This is a genomic window from Pantoea sp. JKS000250 (genome assembly GCF_003201065.1).
Taxonomy (GTDB): domain Bacteria; phylum Pseudomonadota; class Gammaproteobacteria; order Enterobacterales; family Enterobacteriaceae; genus Pantoea; species Pantoea vagans.
Map to the genome: position 1 here is coordinate 1,297,255 of NZ_QICZ01000001.1, position 18,734 is coordinate 1,315,988.

Genomic DNA, 18,734 nt, shown 5'->3' on the forward strand with positions numbered 1-18,734 from the left:
AGGGGAAAGCGATGCATAGTTTTACATGCAGATTCATGCACGCTATTCATGCACGGCTCTTTACAAAGCGGCTGGCCAGAAAAAGGGCTTCAGAAAGCCAAAGCGAAGACACAAAAAAGCCACTGGTCAGGCAGCGGCTGTGCGGGATCAATGAATCTGGCGGAATGCAGAACCATAACGGCCCAGCGTCTGGCGTTCTCTTGCTCGTTCCGGTGATGGTACCGGTATTTTTTCCGGCTGTGGCGGTGCGGTGATCACCTTTGTGATGCTCTCATTCGTCTTGAAAGTACAGGAGCAGTCGAGGTTAGTGCACTGGTGATAACGCTCTTTTACCTGCTCTGACATATAGCGGCTCGATTTGGTATGTGCCGCACTTTTGCAGTAGGGACAGTGCATCATTTCTGGCTGCCCTCCTGAAGTTTTGCACGCTGCGCCCGGATTGATTCAGCCAGCTTCTGGCGGCGCATAGGATGGCGGTATAGCTCCATATCAATACCCGTAAGCGGCGGGCGATACAGACCAATATTCTCCAGCAGCGGAGCCTCATTTAGTATGCTGTCTGGCAGAGCAGCAGCAGCCCGCGTCAGTGCTTCACCGACCAGATATGCCACGTCCTTAATACTATCCCGGTCGTCTCCGGCAAACGTCGGGGAAAGCTCTTCACGACGGAGACGCAGCTTAATGGCCCATAGCAGCGACGGACTTACGTTACGCAGGGCTGACTGCCAGTGCACATCCGCAAACCCGGTAAAAGCCTCCCGGTGCGATTCAACATACTCTTTACCACTGCTGCAGCATTTCAGCATCGCCTCCTGCTTATCCAACGCCAGCTCTTTGAGCAGCCCGCCGAACTCATCGGCCAGTTCACGGCTGGCGATGCGCTGAGAATGTTGGGCGCGCAGCTCGTCGGTGAGATTGCCTCGCAGGTTGCGAAAGCTCGTGCGCCAGCTGCTCTCGGCTTCTTTCCCTGCCTCGATGGCTTCCTGCTGTTCTTTTTCACAGCGGGCGATATCGGCGCAGATGCCGTTATAGGCTTTCATCCTTTCGGTATGTCCAGCGCGGGCTTTCTCGAAGCGTTCCAGTGATGCAGGTTTCTGTTCCGGGGTGGTCATGATTGTCTCTCATCGTTTGTAAAGGATGAGGCCATTCTGTCGTGTACCACAGGACAGCGCATTTCATTGCTTTCCGCCTGTCGATGAACAAACAAGGGCATAACCGGTACGGGATGCCCCCTTAACTGGTGATATTTCTCATATAACTGTTCACTGGTATTCACTAAGATAAAAAAGGTAATAAATACAACATTTAAAGTAGTGAACACTTTAAAATTAAGTCTTCACTGAGTATTCACCTGTGTTCACATAGCCTCAGATAACAGCTTTTTTCTGGCGAGCCTTTTTCAGATTTTAATTCTATTAATAATCGCTTTTTAATCACTGAAAGCTCTTAAAAGGCAAACACTGGCAAACGTTGGCAAACAAAGGCAAACAGGAGGTAAGAGAAGTGCTTTTTGCTCATTTTTCAGCAATCAGGGGGTTGTTTACTTCGCCAGAAATATAACCAGAATAGGGGGTTACCTGAAGACACTACCGGAACCGGACAGCACCGGCCGGACTCATAATGAGGTAACACCATGCACGCAGCTTCATCCGTACCAGCCCCTGCCATTCCCGTAATCCGCGATGCCATTTATCCGCGCGACCGCTTTATGCGCCTGCCGGAAGTCATCAGCACCTGCGGTCTGTCACGTTCGACCATTTACGATTTAATCAGCCGGGAGCAGTTCCCCTCGCAGATTTCGCTTGGTGGTAAAAACGTCGCCTGGCTGGCGTCAGAGATTGACGGCTGGATGCAGGCCCGCATCGCACAGCGCGCCGGGGGTGCAGCATGATTACGCTGAATTTTGGCACGAAAACCTTTCCGCCCCCCCGCGAAGAAGCCGCCTTTGTCGCGGAAAGTCTGACGGCATCGGTCAGCGGCAAACCCGCCACGGTATCAGCTTTTACCAGCGGGATGCGCTGCCATATCTTCATGCTGAGTCAAAAAGCGAAGTCTGCAAAGCAGAAGGTAAAAAAAGAGGACGTTAAATACCGATCAAATCCGCCGCAATCCGATCACGTCCTGACCAGTTGCTGAGGAAAACGCCCTGATGTGTGAAAAAAGGCTTTTCTCTGGCGAGCGGCCGTTATACAGTTTTCGTGCTGCCGCAAAATCGGCAGCCGGGATTTGCAGCCCGTGTAACTCAATGGCGACACAACACGCGCCAGGCGTGTTTTTTTGTGTCATTGCTCTGGCTTACCCATTTTTCAGGCTGTGGTTCTTAGACCGCAGTCGCTGTCAAATAATGGTGGCCCGGGCGGGGCAGCCTTCGGGCTGGCCGGTATCCATTGAGGCCGGTACTGCAAACCCCGTTCGGGCCACCACCCATGAGATTTGCAGCTCCGGTGGTGGCGTTAACCGCTACTCGATGGAGATTGTCCTAATGACAACGGTCCTTACTGCCGCTCACTCTCAATTTACCTTTATTTTTGCCGCCGTCCGACGCACTGATGCCGCCGCCCGTCCCTGTATGCTGCGTACCGTGGCAGGTGATGAGCGAAGCGCCCGCGCCAGCCTCGCCCGCGATTATGTCCTGTCCTTTGCCGGTCGTCTGCCGGTCAAGGCGGTAGCGGTATGAATACGCTTTCTCAACACCTGAATAACCATGACACCTACCCCATTCCCCACGCTGACTACCTGCGCCTGCTGCACGCGCACACGGTAGGCGTGACCGTGCTTGATATGTTCGACTCGGTGAACTGCCTGAGTGCACATGGCTGCGTGCCGGATGGTGCGGCGCTGGCATCCGTCGTCGCCCTGCTCACCGACCAGCTCGGTAAAGTCGTTGAAACCTGTGAATCCCGCATGTTAGCCACGGAGGCCCGCCATGATGACCGTTAATCACTCCTGCCTGCCCGTTGAGGTACGCACCGCCGTTTACCGCCGCGCGCTGGCGCAGGGCTACCTGAACGCCTGTAAAAGCCTCGGCATCGCCGTCTCCGCCACGCTCGATGAGCTTCAGATGACCATTGCCCTTGAGCTGGAAGGCTTTTATGTGCACCGTCACGGACCGGATGCGGGTATGGAGATGGCCTGCACCATGCTGGGCGATATGGTCGAGCCGGACCTGCTGACCGCACCGCCGCGCCTGACGCAGCTCGGTGTCACCATGATGGATGAGCTGTTCCGCAGCCAGCTTGCGGCCGCCAGCCGCATCACGCTGCACTGAGGGAGAACGCACACATGAAACATATCGTCTCTGACACCGTAAAGGCGGCCACCGGATTCTGGCCGCAGCTTCTGCCCGCCCTCGGCATCAGCGTGCACGCCGGGGGGCGACACGGTGCCTGCCCGGCGTGCGGCGGTAAAGACCGCTTCCGTTTTGACAATCAGGACGGGCGTGGAACCTGGCTGTGTAACCAGTGCGGGGCCGGTGACGGCCTTAACCTGGTGGAAAAGGCGCTCAGTATCAGCGCTAAAGAGGCCGCGATGAAGGTGGCCGGAATGCTCGGCACACTGCCGGAGTCAGCCCCGTTTATGCATTATGAAGCCGCAGACAAAAGCCGCGCGCAGGAAGACGCCGCCGCACGGGCGCAGGCACTTATCGCCGCCGCCATCAGCCGCACGGACAACGTCTACCTTTCATCGAAAGGGCTGCACGGTACGCAGGCGCTCACGCTTACTGATGCGCTGCGCTGTGGTGGCATCAGCTTTGCCGCCGGGGATGTGCTCATCCCGCTGACCGGCGAAGACGGCACGGCCGTTAACGTGCAGCTCATCAGCGCCGCAGGCGACAAGCGCACCCTGCCCGGCGGGCGGGTAAAAGGCACGTACTGGCTGGCAGGCGAGCCGGATGGCAAAATGCTGTGGCTCACCGAGGGATATGCCACCGGCCTGACCGTGCACCGGCTGACCGGCCAGGCGGTTTACGTGGCGCTGAGCGCCAACAACCTGCCTTCACTTGCAAAGCGGCTACGTGAGTCACACCCCGCCGCGCTGATGCTGATTGCCGCCGACCGCGACGACAACGGCACCGGCCAGTTAAAGGCAGAGGAAGCGGCGAAAGTCTGCGGCGGGAAAACCGCACTGCCGCCTGTTACGGGTGACTGGAACGACGTGTGGCAGGCGCAGGGCGATATCGCCACGCTGGCGCAGCTCACCGACTTCACGCAGCCGCAGCCGCTCAGCCCGTTTGAATCCGTCAGCGAGGCCGACCTGAAGGCCATGAGCGCCAGCCAGAAAGCCGAGCTGCTGGTCGCACATTACGGGGAGGCGCTGGCCGTGCCGCCGGTCGGGGAGGAAATCTGCCGCTATGAGAACGGCGCATGGCAGGTGATGGAGGCGAAGACACTGCGCCGGGAAATCGCTGCGCTATTTCAGAAAGTGCGCGCACCGTTCTCGGCCGCCGGTATCGGCAGCGTGCTGGACACGCTCAAGCTGATGGTGCCGCAGATGGGTGAACCGTCTCGTCGGCTGATTGGTTTCCATAACGGCGTGTATGACACCACAACAGGCACCTTCAGCCCGCACCGCCGCGAGCACTGGCTGCGCACCGTCAACAGTGTGGACTACACCGCGCCACGTCCTGGTGAAAATATCGCAGACCACGCCCCGGCTTTCTGGCGCTGGTTAACGCGGGCCGCCGGGCATAATCACGACAAGCAAGAGCGCATTCTCGCGGCGTTATTTATGGTGCTGGCAAACCGCTATGACTGGCAGATGTTTCTTGAGGTGACCGGCCCCGGCGGCAGCGGTAAAAGCGTCATGGCCTCGATTGCCACTTTGCTGGCCGGAAAAGACAACACCACGTCAGCCACTATCGATACACTGGAATCCTCCCGCGAGCGCGCCAGCGTGGTAGGTTTCTCGCTGATTATCCTGCCTGACCAGGAGAAATGGAGCGGCGACGGCGCGGGCATCAAGGCAATTACCGGCGGCGATGCAGTGGCAATCGATCCGAAATACCGTGACGCCTATTCAACGCACATCCCGGCGGTGATTCTGGCAGTGAACAACAACCCGATGCGCTTCAGCGATCGCAGCGGCGGCGTGTCGCGCCGTCGGGTAATTCTGACTTTCCCGGAAGTCATACCGGCAAAAGAGCGTGACCCGCAGTTGCTGGACAAAATCAGCACCGAGCTGGCCGTGATTGTTCGTCATCTGATGCAGCGCTTCGCGTCACCCGATGAAGCGCGCGAGCTGTTGCAGGCGCAGCAATCATCCGGCGAAGCGCTGGAAATAAAGAGACAGGCGGATCCGCTGGTCGATTTCTGCGGCTACCTGATGCCGCTGAGCACGCCGAACGGACTGTTTATCGGTAACGCCAACATTCGCCCGATTAACCCTAAGCGCTATCTCTATCATGCGTATCTGTCATTTATGGAATCGCGGGGGCATCAGCACCCGCTCAGCCTGACGGCTTTCGGGCAGGCGGTGCCGCAGACCCTAAAAGAATATGAGCGCGTGCTGCTTAAGCGCCGTACGAATAACGGCATACAAACTAACCTAACGTTGCATGAGGACAGCGAGGCAGATTGGCTGCCTGCTTGCAGTCAGTAGATTATTCAAACCCCAACCGGCTTAGGCCGGTTTTTTACATTAGATTCTAAATTAAAGATGCAATTACGTATGACGACTAAGCTCAGCTTAGAGCAAGGAGCATACATAACTTTATTTTTAATGTACTTCGGTGATTAGTAATTAAACTATTTCGTATGCATGCCGATACTGATCGAGAGGAAATAAATTTTGGTTTTGAAAAAGGAAATTTGAGTTGAAAAAAATCACAGGAATCGCTGTTTTATGTCTGTCGCTGCTGGGATGCAGCTCTGTACCTTCAGAAAACAGAACGCTTTACCTGAAAACGGAAATGCAATCATCAGTGTCAGGACAAAATGGTGCAACCGTAGCTGCAGATAACTTTCTCAAACAAGAAAATACTCGCAACTTTGTACTGTATGCGCTCCGTCCATTGCCTGGGAAAAAATTCAGCTCCGAGCTGGAAAGAAAATTTACAGCAGTGACGATGTATATCAATTTGTCCCCTGGCACAATAAACAGAACTGCCGAGATTAGTGGTGAGGTAAATTACTATGATCATGAGCGATATGAAAATGCCCGCTTGGTAGGAGATAGTGTCAAAACAATATATTTTGCACAGCAGACAGTTCCGTTGACACTCAACAAGCCAGTATCAATTGAACTACCGCAGCATATTCATTACTCCATCATGTTGACGGACAGTCAGCCTTAAACATGCCCAAGTTGTCATCAGAAGCGAGCACTCACTCTACATCAACCGGCTTATGCCGGTTTTTTATAAATTTGTACAGAGTAATCACCCCTAGTGCACACCAGTGTACATCCAGCCTTAAACCCTTCACTGCCTAATCAATTGAATTTAATAAACAAAAAACAATAGTGAACAGTGTGAACACTTTTTCCTAAAATCATTTTATTCAGATTATACGCTGACCGTAGGTTGCCCCAGTAAAGCCGTTCCGGGGTATGAGATCCAATAATTGGTACACGCTTAGGTACACAGAACAAAGTTGAATTAGATAAAAACAATTAAATACATAACCTTGCGAGCTTTGTTCAGATTCCGCCAGCCCACCAAAATTCTTGGTTGATGGTTGCCAGAACCATCATCGAAGTCCTGAAAGCCCGCAAGGTGAAAATCTTGCGGGCTTTTTTGTGTCTGTAATCGGCTGAATAGCTCCAAACAAACTTGGTAATTGTGGAGCGGTGACGGTGCCCGCATCAATGCCATCATCGGCAGCATATTGAGCCGCAGGGTGATCCTGCACATGTCGGAGCCAATGAACTCTATATGGGGAATGTCAGTATCAGTACGCGTCAGGCCAGGCATTACCTCTACTACGACAGATTGACTGAATGGAAGCCAGCAGCCTCAAGAATCCGCTCATCATAAAAAGTCGCCGCATAGCATAACGAGGCTATTTTCAATTTCATTAGCACATTTGTTATATTCGTGGAGTTGCTCATCTAACAGGGACTGAAAATGGATACGGCCTTACTTAGTGCGCTGGACTCAGACGGCAAAACGAAATTTGAAAGTGCGGTGAACGCATTACAAGGCGATGTATCTGCGGCAGCAGCAAGGCTCTCGGTCGATCCCCGACTGCGTCTTGAGTACTCTAAACGCATTAAAGAAATGACCGAGGATCTCAGAGCAAAAGCGAGTAGTGGCATTATTAGCTGGGATAAAGCTGCAATGGAGGCACAGGAAACCAGAAATCTGATAATGGATATGGTGCGCACCCGGAGTACGCCACTTGGCAGGGCAATGGCAGAAAGGATCAAGACTTCAGGCGTAACGCTTAATGAATTAGTCGCCAAAAAAACTGCCGCTACATTCGGGCCAAAGGCTAATTTTTACAGCTTATCTGAAACGCAAAAAAATCAGGTTTATGCCGCGATTGTAGAGTCAGCGGGTAAATCAAATCCTCAGGTCAACCTGAGAATGATGAAATTATCCCGTGCAGCTAAAGGCTTGATAGCTCTTTCTATCGGGGTATCTGTGTATGAAATATACACGTCAGACAACAAAGCCTCACAAATCGGCAGACAGGTTGCTATTAACGGAGCTGGTATTGCGGGCGGTTGGGCTGGCGGTGCCGTTGCTGGTTTAATGTGTAGGCCTGCGCACCCGTATGCGTGCTATTAGACGGATTTGTCGGCGGTGTTTTAGCGGCGTGGGAAATGGGCAACTGGTGGAAATAGAAATGGAAGAAGTCACTACACTATCCTTGTCGGAAGTTAATGAGGCAACCGATACCGCCCAGGCTCGTTCCGAAGTTTTGATTGACGGCATCTCAACGAGAATTATCATCCCTGGAAAAGTGCTTGAGGGTGCGATAATAATTGATGAGCGCCGCTATCTTTTATTCATAACAGATGACGTTCTTTTTGAAGAAATGCTGACGCTCCTGCTGTTAGATCTCTCTCAGGGAATTTTAGAGAAACTGACTATTGGGGGTATCTATACTTCAGGTCATTTCGAGGCTTTGAAAGTTTCACCTCATTCTGCGAGCTTCCGCTTCATCGGTGATACCACGTGGACAGTAAAAGTATCAGCATCTCCAACGTTTAAACTCCCCTTTTCCGATCCTCCCGGAGTAAGCCGCACAATGGGATTGAGAAAATACATTGATATCAATGCTAACCCTGCACCAGCCAAAGCAGATGGTAGTCGATAGGGCAACCTGAAGACCCTTTTCCCTATTAGTTGATCAGGCGATAAGGCAGCGAACAAAACGGCATAGATGTAAGCTTAGGAATATTAGTTAAATGTGCGAATGCTGCCCGCATTATTGCTTAGCCAGTTAATCTCGCTACGTACTTAACCCGGTTAAGGACAACACTGTCAAACGTCGGAGAAAGCTTTTCACGACATATACGCAAGTTAATGAAACATAGCAGCTACGGGCTCACTTTTCGCAGGGCTGACTGCCAATTAGGATCTGCAAGTTCGGTAAACGCCGCACCGTGTGATCCAATTTACTTTTTGCCGCTGCCACATCATTTCAGCATTTTCTCCTGTTTATCCAGCGCCAGCTCCTTTCAACCACCTGTGAGAAATGAATAGCTTTCACTAACTTAATTTATGGCACTGAAATGGTTGGCTGCACCTGAAAAAAGCATACAATTATGCTGTTTGCCTTTTAAACACATAAGGTCACATTATGGATGATGGCATAAAGATCGCGATGTCCCCTGTTCAGCTTGCTGCCGCACTCTCTGATAAGACAGTGACAGAGGCGGAAACGATGAGTAACCGCCTTCTCGGAGGGCTAGGGCTTGTCATGGGTTCACTTGAGCTTGCAGGCGCCACCGCTCTATGTATCGCACCTGAACCTACCGGATTAACAAAAGCAGGATGTGTAGTTGTCGGCGCACATAGTCTCGATAGCATTCACGCAGCTGCAAATCAGCTCATTGTGGGTAGAGACACTCGCACAGCAACATACGAGGCAGCAACAGCAATTGCTAAATCCTTTGGAGCAGATGAAGATACGGCGATGAAAATCGGCCTGACTGTCGATATCGCTGTTCCACTAGGATTTGCACTTGGCATCGGCGCAAGTCGTGTAGCAGCAGTAAGAGCTGGCCGTATTAAACTTACTGAGCATGAGTCAGTAACAGGTTTGAAACCCGGCGGGCATACGCTTTCCACACATGTTGGCAAAAGCGATGCAGAACTATTATCCCGCTTTGAAGCCAATAAGCGTTTGCAGTATTCCACTACCTTTACCAACGTGCAGATAGCCGAAGAAGCCATATCGAAAGCGATTTTTGCTAATCGGGACGTTATAAAATCGGTCCCTGGCGGAGGCAGACAGGGAGCCAGGTTAACTATTCGAAATGCATCTGGCAAAGCAATTGGCTACGGTTTCCGGCGCGGGAGTAACCAGCGAATAGTCATGACAAATGTGAGAATTGTTATCGAGTTTCAGCAATATAACGGCAAACCCTATTACATTCTCACAGCATTCCCGGATCTATAGGTACAAAATGCAAAAATTCCACTTCCTTGACCAACTTATTTTAGGTTATTTCAACCAGGACGCGGACATCATCAATGATGGCGAGGATACGGTCGAAGGCATAGTACGGCTATTCAAAAAGTCAGTACCAGACTGGATGCTCAAAGATCTCGCCGAAGAAGTTGATGATTTTATCTCCGCCTATGGTGACGGTGTCGAAGAGGAGTTCAGGAAACGATACGGGTTTGATTTTTCGCCTGAACTTTGGGAAACCACTGCTCATGAATTCCTGATGACAGTACGTCAGGTCTCGTCAGAGAAATGAGGTTTCCGGGAGGATATTTTCCTGATTGATGGTTACCAGAACCATCATCGAAGTCCTGAGAGCCCGCAAGGTGAAAGCTTTGCGGGCTTTTTTGTGTCCTCAATTCGAACATTTCAAACGCCTGGTCATCTTTTTCCAATAACGCCTTTCGCTGCATCACCTCGAATATCAGAATGTACCCGATGGCCTTTCTGACTGGCAATCAACCATCTCCTTCGCACCATCTCAGCGCACTCATTTTTTACACCTCATCACATTTATTCCGCCCGTAATTCTATTACTAATTGAATTTAGTAATTTTTTTAAACTGGCACACATCCTGCTTTATCGCTTTACGTACATATCCGCGTATCGGGATGGTTTCGGAGAAGGAGCATTTGAAGGTAATGGTTTGAATAGGTGCGACGACAAAAAAGTGATTAAGCAGAGCAAAGCGTAATTATGGAGACAGACAATGGCCTTAATGAGCGAACCGGTAGTAATAGCGAAACACAGCAAGTGGGTACAACTTCTGCTTGGATTACTTTGCATGGCAGCCATTTCCAGCCCGCAATATGTCTGGACGCTGTTAACCAAACCGATGATTGCCAAACTCGGCGTCGGACTGGCGGAACTGCAGGTCACATTCTCGCTGCTGATTATTCTGCAGACCTTTTTCTCACCTTTTCAGGGTCGGCTGGTCGAGCGCTTTGGACCACGTCTGCTGATCTCCATCGGTACACTGATGGCAGGTTTCAGCTGGGTGATCGCTGCCCGGGTCAACAGCCTGACCTCACTGTATCTGGCCTATGGCTGCCTTGGCGGACTGGGAACGGGTATTGTTTACATCGGCGTGGTGGGACTGGTGATGAAGTGGTTTCCACAGCAGCGCGGCTTTGCCGCCGGAACCGTGGCGGCGGGCTACGGCATGGGGGCAATTTTCACCACCTTCCCGATTTCTATTTCTCTTAATAGCTACGGGCTGGAGCAGACGATGACGACATTTGGCCTCATCTTCGCCGCTATGGGTCTTCTCGCCAGCCAGAACCTGAGACTGCCTGAAACCAGCATGATGATACCGGCCAGCAAAACACCGTCTCCCGTGCTGGGCCAGCGCCAGTTTAAATCCGGGGAAATGCTGCGCCAGCCATTGTTCTGGCTGATGTTCATGATGATGACCATGATGTCGACTTCAGGGCTGATGGTGACTTCGCAGATGGCGATTTTTGCCGAAGACTTCGGCATCAGCAAGGCGGTGATTTTCGGCATGGCCGCCCTGCCGCTGGCGCTGACCATTGATCGTTTTACTAACGGTTTAACACGTCCCCTCTTTGGTTTTATTTCTGACCACTACGGCCGCGAAAATACGATGTTTATTGCCTTCGCGCTGGAAGGTGTGGCGATGATGCTGTGGCTTGCCTGCCGTGAAGATCCGTTGCTCTTCGTACTGCTTTCAGGCGTCGTGTTCTTTGGCTGGGGCGAAATCTTCTCGCTGTTCCCCTCCACACTGACCGACACCTTTGGCAGTGAAAATGCCTCAGCGAACTATGGCTGGCTCTATATCTCGCAGGGTATCGGCGCGGTCTTTGGCGGACCGCTGGCGGCGCTGATGTATCAGCACACTCATAACTGGCACCTGGTCTTTGGCTGCGCGATTACCTTCGACTTCATCACCGCCGGTCTGGCGTTGTGGGTTCTCAAGCCCTGGCGTGCGCGATTTATGCAGGCGCAAGATACTCTTTCACGCTGATTATCCGGTAGTGAATAAAGCGCTTAAAACAGTGTCCCCCGACTGCGTGTATTGCCATTGAAAATACTTCGCCTGTCAGAACTCCAGGCGCATCGTTAAGACTCTGCTCGATAGCGGAGACAGTGACCATCCGCTGATCTTCATTCTCTTCTCTGCGTGAATTAAAACGCCCCGGCAGCCGGGGCAAAGTCCTTTTTACTCGGTCCAGTAAGTGCCGGTCAGTTCGACGGCGAGGAACGGGTTATAGTTTTTTTGCGTTTGCTACGCATCGGGATCGGCAAACTGCTGCGGATAAAACACCCTGGCGAAGAACTGCACGGCCAGCACGTTACAGGAGGAATGGTACCAGATGCCAAAACTGCGATCGGCTTCAACCGCTTTCAGCATGCTGATACCTTTACGCGCCAGCAGCGGCTTCATGCTGGCACTCGCCTGTTCTGCAGTAGTCTGCGTGCCCAGCACTAAACCGGCGGGTAGTGGATCGCCCGCTATCGGCGTCCTGACGCCACCGCTGACCAGAAAGGCATCCAGCTGCGCGGCGATAACTTTTTCCAGATTCACCTGCCCGAGCGCGCCCGGCAGATCGATAAAATTCCGCATATTACCGTGACCGTCTGAGCGACACTATTCATGGGCTGAAGACGCCTGAGCCATGACCATTTTGTTGTTCACCACGAAAAACTAAGCGCCATATTAAGACATTGCTGCTCTGCGCCTGCACCAAAAAAGTGCTTTAACCCTTGCACTATCACGGCGTTGCACCGTTCCGCTTCTTCTGAGGCTGGCACACTTTATGCTTGGATAGAGTGACAGCCTTTAACGTCTGCGAGGTGACGATGCTGAATATCAATCTCTCCGCTTCACCCTTTTTTGATGAGATGCTTCTGGCTGAAGGTGAACACCGTGACCACTACGCCGCCTACTGGCAATGGCTGCAGCAGGCCGATCACCAGGCGGTACAGCGCAAGCGAGAAGAAGCCGCCCTGCTGTTTCACCGGGTAGGGATTACCTTCAATGTCTACGATGACGACAATGGCGCTGAACGGTTGATCCCGTTCGACAGCGTGCCCCGTATTATCCCGGCTGCCGAGTGGGCCATGCTCGATGCCGGTATTCGTCAGCGTGTGCAGGCGCTCAATGCCTTTCTCTACGATATCTACCATGAACAACACATTCTGAAAGCGGGCGTCATTCCGGCAGAACAGGTTCTGGCTAACGAACAGTATCAGCCCTGCATGCAGGGTGTTGATCTCCACCGTAACATCTACGCACACATTATCGGCGTGGATATGGTGCGCAACAGTGATGGCGAATATTACGTCCTGGAAGATAACCTGCGCACCCCCTCCGGCGTCTCCTATATGCTGGAGAACCGTAAGATGATGATGCGGCTCTATCCGGAACTGTTTGCGCAGCAACGCATTGCCCCCGTAGAACGCTATCCCTCGCATCTGCTGCAAACGCTGCGCGAAAGCTCACCCGTCAACGATCCCACCGTGGTGGTATTGACCCCAGGCCGCTTTAACAGCGCTTACTTCGAACACAGTTTTCTGGCGCAGCAGATGGGCGTTGAGCTGGTTGAAAGTGCCGATCTGTTCGTTAAGGATGGCATGCTGTTCATGCGCACGACGGCCGGGCCATGCAGAATACATGTGATCTATCGTCGGGTTGACGATGCTTTCCTCGATCCGCTGGCGTTCCGCCCGGACTCCATGCTCGGCGTACCAGGACTGCTGTCAGTTTATCGGGCTGGCAATGTTGTCCTGGCCAATGCCATCGGCACGGGCGTGGCTGATGACAAATCTATCTACCCCTACGTACCGGATATGGTGCGCTTTTATCTGCAGGAAGAACCGATCCTCAACAACGTACCAACCTGGCAGTGCAGACATAAAAATGAGCTGTCGTATGTGCTGGCCAACCTCGAAAAAATGGTGGTGAAAGAAGTTCATGGCGCTGGGGGCTACGGCATGTTGATTGGCCCTGCCGCGAGCAAAGCTGAGCTCGCCCACTTCCGTGACCTGTTGCTGGCGCGCCCGCAGAATTACATCGCGCAAAACACGCTGGCGTTGTCCACCTGTCCCACGTTTGTCAACGACGGCCTGGCACCGCGTCATATCGATCTCCGGCCCTTTGCGCTCAGTGGTGCAGAGATCCGACTGGTTCCCGGCGGGCTTACCCGCGTCGCGTTGACGGAAGGATCGCTGGTCGTCAATTCATCTCAGGGCGGCGGAACCAAGGACACCTGGGTACTGGAGGATGATCTATGCTGAGCCGCACAGCCAGTGAACTCTATTGGATGGCCCGCTATCTGGAACGGGCAGAAAATATCGCCCGGGTGCTGGACGTCACCAACAAGCTGTCGATGATGCCAATCCGTAACGGGGGGACGCATGATCTGCTGGTACCGCTCAACCTGACCAGCACCAGCGGGCTGTATGCTGAGACCTACCCGACATTGACGATGCCCAATCTGGTCAGTTTTTTCGCCCTGGATAACCGGAATCACAGCAGCATTTTCAGTTGCCTGCAGATGGGCTGGAACAACGCGCATGCGGTGCGTGGCAGCCTGTCATCCGAAGTCTGGGAGTGTATCAATGCCACCTGGATCGGGATGAAATCGATACGCCGTCAGGGCATCGGCTCAGACGGTGCCGACGCCTTCTTTGACTGGGTGAAAGAGCGCTCTCATCTGTTCCGCGGTGCCATGTTCGGTACCCTGCTCCGCAGCGATGCGATGCACTTTATCCGCCTGGGGACGCTGCTGGAACGGGCTGATGGCACCGCCCGTCTGCTGGAGGTGAAGAACCGACTGATGGACATTGATGACGATCCGGTGCGCGAATATTACCGCATGGACACACTGCTGCAGGCAGTAAGTGCGCGCGAAGCCTACCATAGTATTTATAAGCAGCCCCTGAGCCGGGAGACCATCGCCGAACTGATGATCCTGCGTAACGAGCTGCCGCGTTCGTTGCTGGCGTGTATCAACGATATGGTTCAGCAACTGGAGCTGATTGGTGGCCGTGCAAACCCGCCACGCCGCCTCGCGCACATCCTGCACGCCGAGCTGCGCTTCAGTTCCATGAAAGACCTGAACAGAATCGGGCTGAACAACTGGCTGGAAGCCTTTCTCGCCCAGGTCAACGAGATCGCCGAAAGTATTCATCACACGTATCTGGAGGCGCAATGAAACTTAGCATTGAGCACAACACGCACTATCGCTACGACCAGGCAGTGCAACGGAGTATCCAGTACCTGCGTCTGACGCCTCAAGAATCGCCTCATCAACGCATACTTTCCTGGCAACTGACCTTGCCGGAGAAGGCGGTCTGCACCACGGATGCCTTCGGCAACATCATGCATGTTCTGACACTCGATGAACCGCATGAGTCCATCACCATTCAGGTACATGGCGTGGTAGAGATTGAACACGGCATTGAAGATCAGGCTCAGGGACATCTGTCGCCGCTGGTTTTCCTGCGCCACAGTCCGCTGACCCAGCCCGATGCGGCGATTCAGGCGTTTGCCCTGCGTTATCATCAGCCTCAGGCGATACTGGCCGCCCTGGAAAACCTGATGGGAGACCTGCTGCTCAGGATGCCTTACACCCCAGGTTCTACCCTTGTGACCGACAGTGCCGCGGAGGCTTTCGCCGCCCGTACCGGCGTCTGCCAGGATCATACGCATGTCTTTCTGAGCTGCTGTCGTAGCCTGAATATACCGGCCCGCTACGTCAGCGGTTACCTGCACAGCAAAGATTCTACCCATGTCGCGACCCATGCCTGGGCCGAAGTCTGGGTGGAAGACCGCTGGCACTGCTTTGACGTCACCAACAATACTCGCATGCCTGATCAACATCTTAAGCTTGCCGTCGGCATTGATTACCTGGATGCCTGTCCGGTGCGCGGTTTACGGATTGGCGGTGGATACGAAGATATGTGCGCGATTGCTGCCGTACAAATGATGTAAATCGCGACTTGCTGATGGTGAAAACTTCATGCACGCTGATGGCGTGCAAATCTTTTTTTGAAGGAAGTGTGGTATGACCTATTGTGTGGCCATGCGCCTGTCATCCGGGCTGGTCTTTGCATCCGATTCACGGACTAATGCTGGCGTGGATCATATTTCCACCTTCCGTAAACTGCACGTGTTTCATCAGGACGGCGATCGTACGCTGGTGCTTCAGACTGCCGGTAATCTGGCGACCACGCAAAGTATCATCAGCTTGCTGCGACACCGCAGCAGGAATGCCGATTGTCCCAATCTGCTGAATGTCTCCAGCCTCTACGAGGCCGCGTCGCTGATAGGCGAAACGGTTCGTGAGGTGATCCAGCGTGACAGTGAGGCGCAACAGAATGGCAGCACGACAGACTTCAGTTGCAACCTTCTGCTCGGCGGGCAAATCAACGGGGATGATATTGGCCTGTTCCATATTTATCCTCAGGGTAATTTCATCGAAGCCACCCGCGATACGCCCTATTTCCAGATTGGTGAAAGCAAGTACGGCAAACCGATTATTGACCGGGTGCTGCACTACGACATGTCTCTGGAGCAGGCGATGCAATGCGCGCTGATTTCACTGGATTCGACCCTGCGCAGCAATCTGTCCGTTGGTCTGCCGCTCGACGTGATGATCTACCCGTGTGACAGCTACAGCGATGCCCGGCAATACCGCATTACCGAAGACCACCCGTACTTCAGTACTATCCGTAAAGGCTGGGGAGAAGGCTTAGTCAACACCTTCAGACAGCTACCGCCGCTGGTTCTCTAGTCAGAACCAGGCATCCTGTTCCCCTTTACAGCCCCAACCCAAACACGAAATAATACCTCCACAAGCCGGGTCAGAATCCGGTCGCTACTTACTTTCAACTCTGCGGATCCCCTTATGAACAACGAAATTTCTCTCAAATATTATGATGTCGCAGACGAGTACGCGACGGAGGCGGCTAAGTCGGTCAGCGAAGCAGAGCGTACTCCGCTGGCGCATTACTTCCAGCTGCTGATTACCCGTCTGATGAACAACGAAGAGATCAGTGAAGAGTCGCAGCAGGATATGGCGCGCGAAGCGGGTATCGATGAGCAGCGTATTGATGATATCGCCGAGTTCCTGAACCGCTGGGGCAACGAGTAAGAGATATGCACCGGCAGACGAGCGTTGCGCCGTCCGCCGGTTAACCTTTCTGACTACCGCATTCACCTCCGCGTCGGGCATCCGCCCCAGCCTCTTGCCCGGCCGTAAATTATCATCCAGACTTATATAGTCTGCGCAGGCATTGTGTTTTACACTGCGCGCTGTAAAAAACTGAGTAGATTAAGCAGGCAAAAATGGCGATGAACGGAACGATCACAACCTGGTTTGAAGATAAAGGTTTTGGCTTTATCAAAGATGAAAACGGTGATAACCGCTATTTTCATGTGATTAAAGTCGCCAATCCTGATCTGATTAAGAAAGATGCGGCGGTGACATTTGAACCCACCACCAACAACAAAGGCTTATCCGCCTATGCGGTGAAGGTCGCGCCGACCAGCAAATACATCTATATCGCAGGTGAGCGGCTGAAGATCACTTCGATTAAGTCTTACCTGGTTTACAACGAAGACGTCCCGGTTGATGCTGGTGTCGATAAAGAGAACGCGGTGCTTTCAGTGGGCCTGTTGCTGAATAATATCCGTCCGAAGTCTGACCCGAACGCCAGTGAGATGCGCTCGCTGAAAAAGCTGGCGGTGACCACTTTCCAGGGAACGACGCTGATCTTCTCCGAAGATGAGATCGACATCGAAAGCACGGTTAAAGTGCTTAAAGGTCTGAAGTAATCCCGCAGGCAGGCCGGGATTCTGTGAGCAGGATTTCGGCCTTTATGCCCGCATCCGCCTGCCATTCAGGCACATCTCTCTGACATGATGCTGCCCGGTGCCGTGAAAAAGCGAATCTCTGGCAGATAAAACCGCCCTGCTCTCCCGCCTAATCCGTTGTTTATGATAAAACAAAGGTCAAAAGCACAACACATCAAGGTTCATCCCCACAACACGTCTTTCCAGGGTAGAATCAGATACTTTGTTCAGTCATTGCCAATGTTTTCCATCATCGCAAAGTGATACGAAAAGCGGGTGAAATAAGGTATAAAGCCGCATGAAAATCCCAAACAGAATCCAGCCCCTGGTCGATGACGGCCTCATTGACGATGTGCTGCAGCGGCTGAAAAGCGGCAAAGAAGCAGACGTCTATACCGTGCTTTGCGGCGGTAAAGTGCAGTGCGCCAAAGTTTATAAAGAAGCGACCCAGCGTAGCTTCAAGCAGGCGGTGCAGTATCAGGAAGGACGTAAAACCCGCAACAGCCGTAACGCCCGCGCCATGCAGAAAGGCACGAAGTTTGGCCGTAAGCAGCAGGAGGAGTCCTGGCAGACTGCCGAAGTAGACGCCCTGTTCCGCCTGGCTAATGCCGGTGTTCGCGTGCCCCAGCCTTATCTCTGCATTGACGGCGTGTTACTGATGGAGCTGGTGATCGACGCCAATGGCTCTGTCGCGCCGCGCCTCAGCGACGTCACGCTTTCCGAAGAAGAGGCGATCACCGACTTCCACACCATGATTCGCAACATCGTGCGTATGCTCTGTGCCGGTATCGTCCATGGTGACTTATCCGAATTCAACGTGCTGCTGGACGAGCAGGGACCGGTGATTATCGACCTGCCACAGGCGGTCGATGCGGCAGCCAATAACCATGCTGAGTCGATGTTCGAACGTGACGTAGACAACATTACCTCCTACTACGGTCAGTTCGCTCCGGCGCTGCTGAAGACGCGCTATGCCAAAGAGATCTGGCAGCTTTATGAAGATGGCAAGCTGACCCCGGAAACACCGCTGACCGGACAGTTTGTTGAAGAGGAGCGCGTGGTGGATATGGATTCGCTGATGGATGAGATCATCACCGCAGAAGATGAATACTACGAGCGCCAGCGCGCCAGCCGTGAGCGCGACGAAGATTAGAAAAAAGGCAGCGAGTTGTCTCGCTGCCTCTGTGCTACCGCACTATCACAATCCTTTCATCTAACGACGACCGTCAGCGCAATCAGAGTTAAGCCGATGATCATCACGCCGACAAATACCGTATCAAGCCTGCCTTTTTTCATC

24 protein-coding genes are annotated in these 18,734 nt (G+C 53.0%); 19 read left to right on the forward strand and 5 right to left on the reverse strand.

Features of this window, described 5'->3' with window-relative positions:
- Positions 1–147 precede the first annotated feature (147 nt).
- Together BY447_RS06190 and BY447_RS06195 are read right to left on the reverse strand one after the other, a co-directional pair.
- Positions 148–399, reverse strand: a complete 252-nt coding sequence (locus tag BY447_RS06190) for an ogr/Delta-like zinc finger family protein (protein WP_110330768.1) — start codon at positions 397–399, stop codon at positions 148–150.
- Positions 396–1,112 carry a hypothetical protein gene (locus BY447_RS06195; RefSeq protein WP_110330769.1) on the reverse strand — a complete coding sequence of 239 codons (717 nt, stop codon included), beginning with the start codon at positions 1,110–1,112 and terminating at the stop codon, positions 396–398. Before BY447_RS06195 ends, BY447_RS06190 begins: the two co-directional genes overlap by 4 nt.
- A 521-nt stretch (positions 1,113–1,633) precedes the next feature.
- Between BY447_RS06195 and BY447_RS06200 the strand changes: the two genes are divergently transcribed.
- From BY447_RS06200 to BY447_RS06230, 7 genes are all read left to right on the forward strand, one after another.
- On the forward strand, positions 1,634–1,891 hold the full coding sequence (locus BY447_RS06200) for a helix-turn-helix transcriptional regulator (protein WP_110330770.1): 258 nt from the start codon (positions 1,634–1,636) through the stop codon (positions 1,889–1,891).
- The gene (locus BY447_RS06205; RefSeq protein WP_110330771.1) at positions 1,888–2,136 is read left to right on the forward strand and encodes a hypothetical protein; all 249 of its coding nucleotides are present in this window, start codon (positions 1,888–1,890) and stop codon (positions 2,134–2,136) included. The genes BY447_RS06200 and BY447_RS06205 overlap by 4 nt, the downstream gene beginning before the upstream one ends.
- Before the next feature lie 13 nt (positions 2,137–2,149).
- Entirely contained in the window at positions 2,150–2,677 is a 528-nt protein-coding gene (locus BY447_RS06210; protein ID WP_110330772.1) for a host cell division inhibitor Icd-like protein, read from the forward strand.
- Positions 2,674–2,940 carry a hypothetical protein gene (locus BY447_RS06215; RefSeq protein ID WP_110330773.1) on the forward strand — a complete coding sequence of 89 codons (267 nt, stop codon included), beginning with the start codon at positions 2,674–2,676 and terminating at the stop codon, positions 2,938–2,940. The genes BY447_RS06210 and BY447_RS06215 overlap by 4 nt, the downstream gene beginning before the upstream one ends.
- Complete coding sequence (locus tag BY447_RS06220) at positions 2,927–3,268, forward strand: DUF5375 family protein (RefSeq protein ID WP_110330774.1); 342 nt, start codon at positions 2,927–2,929, stop codon at positions 3,266–3,268. Before BY447_RS06215 ends, BY447_RS06220 begins: the two co-directional genes overlap by 14 nt.
- A gap of 14 nt (positions 3,269–3,282) precedes the next feature.
- Positions 3,283–5,598, forward strand: a complete 2,316-nt coding sequence (locus BY447_RS06225; protein ID WP_110330775.1) for a primase-like DNA-binding domain-containing protein — start codon at positions 3,283–3,285, stop codon at positions 5,596–5,598.
- Between the two features lie 214 nt (positions 5,599–5,812).
- Positions 5,813–6,292, forward strand: coding sequence for a hypothetical protein (locus tag BY447_RS06230; RefSeq protein ID WP_146210988.1), 480 nt, complete (start codon positions 5,813–5,815; stop codon positions 6,290–6,292).
- Between the two features lie 303 nt (positions 6,293–6,595).
- Here the strand turns inward: BY447_RS06230 and BY447_RS06235 are convergent, their stop codons facing one another.
- On the reverse strand, positions 6,596–6,910 hold the full coding sequence (locus BY447_RS06235) for a hypothetical protein (RefSeq protein WP_110330777.1): 315 nt from the start codon (positions 6,908–6,910) through the stop codon (positions 6,596–6,598).
- 153 nt (positions 6,911–7,063) lie between these two features.
- Here BY447_RS06235 and BY447_RS06240 point away from each other — a divergent pair, with 153 nt between their 5' ends.
- The 5 genes from BY447_RS06240 (at position 7,064) to oxlT (ending at position 11,602) form a co-directional block, all read left to right on the forward strand.
- Entirely contained in the window at positions 7,064–7,729 is a 666-nt protein-coding gene (locus tag BY447_RS06240; RefSeq protein ID WP_323859483.1) for a hypothetical protein, read from the forward strand.
- A 58-nt stretch (positions 7,730–7,787) separates the two neighbouring features.
- Entirely contained in the window at positions 7,788–8,261 is a 474-nt protein-coding gene (locus tag BY447_RS06245) for a hypothetical protein (protein ID WP_110330778.1), read from the forward strand.
- 486 nt (positions 8,262–8,747) lie between these two features.
- On the forward strand, positions 8,748–9,569 hold the full coding sequence (locus BY447_RS06250) for an RNase A-like domain-containing protein (protein ID WP_110330779.1): 822 nt from the start codon (positions 8,748–8,750) through the stop codon (positions 9,567–9,569).
- A gap of 7 nt (positions 9,570–9,576) precedes the next feature.
- Positions 9,577–9,873, forward strand: a complete 297-nt coding sequence (locus tag BY447_RS06255) for a contact-dependent growth inhibition system immunity protein (protein WP_110330780.1) — start codon at positions 9,577–9,579, stop codon at positions 9,871–9,873.
- Positions 9,874–10,327: 454 nt separating this feature from the next.
- A complete protein-coding gene (gene oxlT, locus BY447_RS06260) occupies positions 10,328–11,602 on the forward strand; it encodes an oxalate/formate MFS antiporter (RefSeq protein WP_110330781.1) in 1,275 nt (424 codons plus the stop codon).
- A 261-nt stretch (positions 11,603–11,863) separates the two neighbouring features.
- On the opposite strand, the gene BY447_RS06265 is transcribed toward oxlT, so the two are convergent.
- The gene (locus BY447_RS06265) at positions 11,864–12,202 is read right to left on the reverse strand and encodes a hypothetical protein (protein WP_199226923.1); all 339 of its coding nucleotides are present in this window, start codon (positions 12,200–12,202) and stop codon (positions 11,864–11,866) included.
- A gap of 236 nt (positions 12,203–12,438) precedes the next feature.
- On the opposite strand from BY447_RS06265, the gene BY447_RS06270 reads away from it, so the two are divergent.
- The 7 genes from BY447_RS06270 to BY447_RS06300 all read left to right on the forward strand — a co-directional run bounded on the left by BY447_RS06270 (position 12,439) and on the right by BY447_RS06300 (position 18,590).
- Positions 12,439–13,875: a circularly permuted type 2 ATP-grasp protein gene (locus BY447_RS06270; protein ID WP_110330782.1), complete on the forward strand. Its 1,437-nt coding sequence runs from the start codon at positions 12,439–12,441 to the stop codon at positions 13,873–13,875.
- Positions 13,869–14,795, forward strand: a complete 927-nt coding sequence (locus tag BY447_RS06275; protein ID WP_013358779.1) for an alpha-E domain-containing protein — start codon at positions 13,869–13,871, stop codon at positions 14,793–14,795. Before BY447_RS06270 ends, BY447_RS06275 begins: the two co-directional genes overlap by 7 nt.
- Positions 14,792–15,574: a transglutaminase family protein gene (locus tag BY447_RS06280; protein WP_110330783.1), complete on the forward strand. Its 783-nt coding sequence runs from the start codon at positions 14,792–14,794 to the stop codon at positions 15,572–15,574. The genes BY447_RS06275 and BY447_RS06280 overlap by 4 nt, the downstream gene beginning before the upstream one ends.
- 73 nt (positions 15,575–15,647) lie before the next feature.
- Positions 15,648–16,376, forward strand: coding sequence for a proteasome-type protease (locus tag BY447_RS06285; RefSeq protein ID WP_110330784.1), 729 nt, complete (start codon positions 15,648–15,650; stop codon positions 16,374–16,376).
- 114 nt (positions 16,377–16,490) lie between these two features.
- Positions 16,491–16,736, forward strand: a complete 246-nt coding sequence (locus tag BY447_RS06290) for a DUF2543 family protein (protein ID WP_013358782.1) — start codon at positions 16,491–16,493, stop codon at positions 16,734–16,736.
- 194 nt (positions 16,737–16,930) lie between these two features.
- A complete protein-coding gene (locus tag BY447_RS06295) occupies positions 16,931–17,419 on the forward strand; it encodes a cold-shock protein (protein WP_013358783.1) in 489 nt (162 codons plus the stop codon).
- Between the two features lie 316 nt (positions 17,420–17,735).
- Entirely contained in the window at positions 17,736–18,590 is an 855-nt protein-coding gene (locus BY447_RS06300) for a PA4780 family RIO1-like protein kinase (RefSeq protein ID WP_110330785.1), read from the forward strand.
- Between the two features lie 56 nt (positions 18,591–18,646).
- On the opposite strand, the gene mgtU is transcribed toward BY447_RS06300, so the two are convergent.
- Positions 18,647–18,733: a magnesium transporter protection protein MgtU gene (mgtU, locus tag BY447_RS23635; protein WP_368668636.1), complete on the reverse strand. Its 87-nt coding sequence runs from the start codon at positions 18,731–18,733 to the stop codon at positions 18,647–18,649.
- Position 18,734: the final 1 nt, after the last annotated feature.

Bases quoted from the DNA above. Each gene is read 5' to 3' on its own strand.
- BY447_RS06190 (WP_110330768.1), bottom strand. From the start codon at position 399: ATGATGCACTGTCCCTACTGCAAAAGTGCGGCACATACCAAATCGAGC.
- BY447_RS06195 (WP_110330769.1), bottom strand. From the start codon at position 1,112: ATGACCACCCCGGAACAGAAACCTGCATCACTGGAACGCTTCGAGAAA.
- BY447_RS06200 (WP_110330770.1), top strand. From the start codon at position 1,634: ATGCACGCAGCTTCATCCGTACCAGCCCCTGCCATTCCCGTAATCCGC.
- BY447_RS06205 (WP_110330771.1), top strand. From the start codon at position 1,888: ATGATTACGCTGAATTTTGGCACGAAAACCTTTCCGCCCCCCCGCGAA.
- BY447_RS06210 (WP_110330772.1), top strand. From the start codon at position 2,150: ATGTGTGAAAAAAGGCTTTTCTCTGGCGAGCGGCCGTTATACAGTTTT.
- BY447_RS06215 (WP_110330773.1), top strand. From the start codon at position 2,674: ATGAATACGCTTTCTCAACACCTGAATAACCATGACACCTACCCCATT.
- BY447_RS06220 (WP_110330774.1), top strand. From the start codon at position 2,927: ATGATGACCGTTAATCACTCCTGCCTGCCCGTTGAGGTACGCACCGCC.
- BY447_RS06225 (WP_110330775.1), top strand. From the start codon at position 3,283: ATGAAACATATCGTCTCTGACACCGTAAAGGCGGCCACCGGATTCTGG.
- BY447_RS06235 (WP_110330777.1), bottom strand. From the start codon at position 6,910: ATGCCTGGCCTGACGCGTACTGATACTGACATTCCCCATATAGAGTTC.
- BY447_RS06240 (WP_323859483.1), top strand. From the start codon at position 7,064: ATGGATACGGCCTTACTTAGTGCGCTGGACTCAGACGGCAAAACGAAA.
- BY447_RS06245 (WP_110330778.1), top strand. From the start codon at position 7,788: ATGGAAGAAGTCACTACACTATCCTTGTCGGAAGTTAATGAGGCAACC.
- BY447_RS06250 (WP_110330779.1), top strand. From the start codon at position 8,748: ATGGATGATGGCATAAAGATCGCGATGTCCCCTGTTCAGCTTGCTGCC.
- BY447_RS06255 (WP_110330780.1), top strand. From the start codon at position 9,577: ATGCAAAAATTCCACTTCCTTGACCAACTTATTTTAGGTTATTTCAAC.
- oxlT (WP_110330781.1), top strand. From the start codon at position 10,328: ATGGCCTTAATGAGCGAACCGGTAGTAATAGCGAAACACAGCAAGTGG.
- BY447_RS06265 (WP_199226923.1), bottom strand. From the start codon at position 12,202: ATGCGGAATTTTATCGATCTGCCGGGCGCGCTCGGGCAGGTGAATCTG.
- BY447_RS06270 (WP_110330782.1), top strand. From the start codon at position 12,439: ATGCTGAATATCAATCTCTCCGCTTCACCCTTTTTTGATGAGATGCTT.
- BY447_RS06275 (WP_013358779.1), top strand. From the start codon at position 13,869: ATGCTGAGCCGCACAGCCAGTGAACTCTATTGGATGGCCCGCTATCTG.
- BY447_RS06280 (WP_110330783.1), top strand. From the start codon at position 14,792: ATGAAACTTAGCATTGAGCACAACACGCACTATCGCTACGACCAGGCA.
- BY447_RS06285 (WP_110330784.1), top strand. From the start codon at position 15,648: ATGACCTATTGTGTGGCCATGCGCCTGTCATCCGGGCTGGTCTTTGCA.
- BY447_RS06290 (WP_013358782.1), top strand. From the start codon at position 16,491: ATGAACAACGAAATTTCTCTCAAATATTATGATGTCGCAGACGAGTAC.
- BY447_RS06295 (WP_013358783.1), top strand. From the start codon at position 16,931: ATGGCGATGAACGGAACGATCACAACCTGGTTTGAAGATAAAGGTTTT.
- BY447_RS06300 (WP_110330785.1), top strand. From the start codon at position 17,736: ATGAAAATCCCAAACAGAATCCAGCCCCTGGTCGATGACGGCCTCATT.
- mgtU (WP_368668636.1), bottom strand. From the start codon at position 18,733: ATGAAAAAAGGCAGGCTTGATACGGTATTTGTCGGCGTGATGATCATC.